The sequence below is a fragment of the Rheinheimera maricola genome (assembly GCF_016918075.2).
GTDB classification, from domain to species: domain Bacteria; phylum Pseudomonadota; class Gammaproteobacteria; order Enterobacterales; family Alteromonadaceae; genus Alishewanella; species Alishewanella maricola_A.
In genome coordinates this window covers 1-2,117 of sequence record NZ_JAERPS020000016.1, presented here as the reverse complement: position 1 = coordinate 2,117, position 2,117 = coordinate 1, and the positions used below count along the sequence as shown (strand labels likewise).

The 2,117-nt window shown below is 51.8% G+C and carries 2 protein-coding genes; both read right to left on the bottom strand.

Features of this window, described 5'->3' with window-relative positions:
- Window positions 1-752 (bottom strand): mannitol dehydrogenase family protein (locus I4W93_RS20190; protein WP_497848982.1); only part of this gene is annotated, 752 nt, incomplete at its 3' end.
- Between the two features lie 153 nt (window positions 753-905).
- Window positions 906-2,117: glucuronate isomerase (gene uxaC / locus I4W93_RS20185; RefSeq protein ID WP_205313742.1), on the bottom strand; the 1,212-nt coding region annotated here is incomplete at its 5' end.

The following is a 2,117-nucleotide window of genomic DNA, read 5'->3' as shown; positions in this document are numbered from 1 at the left end:
GGCCAGTTATCTTGCACGCCCAGCACGTCGGCCACCTGCGCTTTAATCGCATCATCGGTAGCCGGTGTAATACTGTCGACCATAGTACAGGGGCTGATAAGCTGCTGGCTTAACCAGTTGGCGATAGTCGGGTCTTTTTGCTCTGCAAAAGCAATCAGTGCTTTGCGCAGCTTATGGCCGTTGTCGGTAAGGTTATCGCAGCTGATTACACAAAACGGCGCAACATTAGCCTGATAACGCGCGGCCAGTGCAGTAAACAGCAAGCCAATGGCCGTTATCGGTTGGCCGCTACCGCTTAAGTCTTGTTGAATTTGGCTATGGTTTAAGTCCAGCTTACCACTGCCGTTTAAGCAATAGCCTTTTTCGGTAATGGTCATGGTAACGTACTTAGTGGTGGCGGCAGTTAAGCGTGCTAATACCTGGCCGTACTGCTCGCTGGCGATCAGCACTTCCTGCACCGAGCCGATAACCTGATAGCTTTGCACCGCATCCAGCACGGCCAGGGTATACAAACCATCTTGTGGTGATAAGGCCTGGCTGACATCGGGTGAGCGCATCGATACGGCGCTGATGGCCCAGTCGCCGCCAAATTGCAGCGCCTGTTCGGTATACCAGGCCTGATGACCACGGAAAAACGCGCCGGGGCCTAAATGCACTATGCCGATTTGCGGCTTGTGTTCGCCCAGCCGGTAGGCCGGAATGGGCAGTTTGCCGTTTAGACCCGCCAGAGTCTGATTACTAAGATTTGCCATTCATGATTCCTGCTATTTTCTGCAGTGTCGGCTTGGGCAGTTTGTTACACGCAGAGACGTCGTGAATACATCCTTGTAGACTCCTCTCCAGCATCCCTGCTGGAGACGCTCTGCTTAGCAACAAATTGCCCCGCTGTTAGGTTTTATTCAGCATCATTTCAACTGATACGCTTTTTTTACCAGGCCATAGGTCAGCTCGTAAGCTAACTCGCCGGCTTCTTCTTCGGTTAAGCGGTGCTCGGCCACTAAGCCTGCCAAAAAGCGGCAGTCTATACGCCGTGCTACATCATGCCGCGCCGGAATAGACAAAAACGCCCGCGTATCGTCGTTAAAGCCTACAGTGTTATAAAAACCGGCGGTTTCGGTTACCTGATGGCGAAAACGCAGCATGCCTTCCGGGCTGTCATGGAACCACCAGGCCGGGCCGAGTTTTAATGCCGGGTAATGGCCGGCCAGTGGCGCCAGTTCACGGGCATAAGTAGTTTCGTCCAGCGTAAACAGAATGATGTTTAAACTGGCTTCGTTGCCGTATTTTTGAAGCAGCGGTTTAAGCGCCTGCACGTATTCAGTTGGGCTGGGAATATCCGCGCCTTTATCGGCACCAAAGCGCTCGAATATCACTTTATTGTGGTTACGGTGCGCACCCGGGTGAATTTGCATGGTCATGCCATCTTCCAGGCTCATGCCGGCCATTTCGGTCAGCATTTGGCCGCGGAATAACTCGGCGTCAGCCTTGCTGGCTTTGCCGTTTAAACAACGTTGAAACAGCGCAGCGGCATCTTTCATTGGCAAATCAGCAGTAATCGCCGTTGGATGACCGTGATCGGTAGCGGTGGCGCCATGCTCGCGAAATACTTTACGCCGCTTACGTAGCGCCGCTAAATAACCCTGCCAGCTGCAGGTGTCTTCGCCGGTAATTTCGCCTAATTTGGCGACATTTGCAGTAAAATCACTGCGATCAGCATCTACCACATCATCCGGGCGAAAGGTAGTAATCACCCGGGTTTCAAAACCGGTGCCTTTTAATTTGGCATGGTGTTTTAAATCGTTTAGTGCGCCTTCGGTGGTGGCAATCAGCTCTATATTAAAACGCTGCAACAACGCCCGCGGTTTAAATTCCGGCTTAGCCAGTTGAGCGTTAATGCTGTCGTAGTAGTGATCAGCGGTTTCTTCACACAGAGTTTCAGTTAAACCGAATACATCGTGAAATACCGTGTCCAGCCAAATGCGCGATGGAGTACCACGAAACAGGTAGTAGTGTTTGGCAAAAATATGGAAGATTTTGCGGTAATCACTTTCTACCACGGCGCCGTCTTTACGGCGGATGCCAAGCTCTTCCAACTTAATGCCCTGGCTGTACAGCAT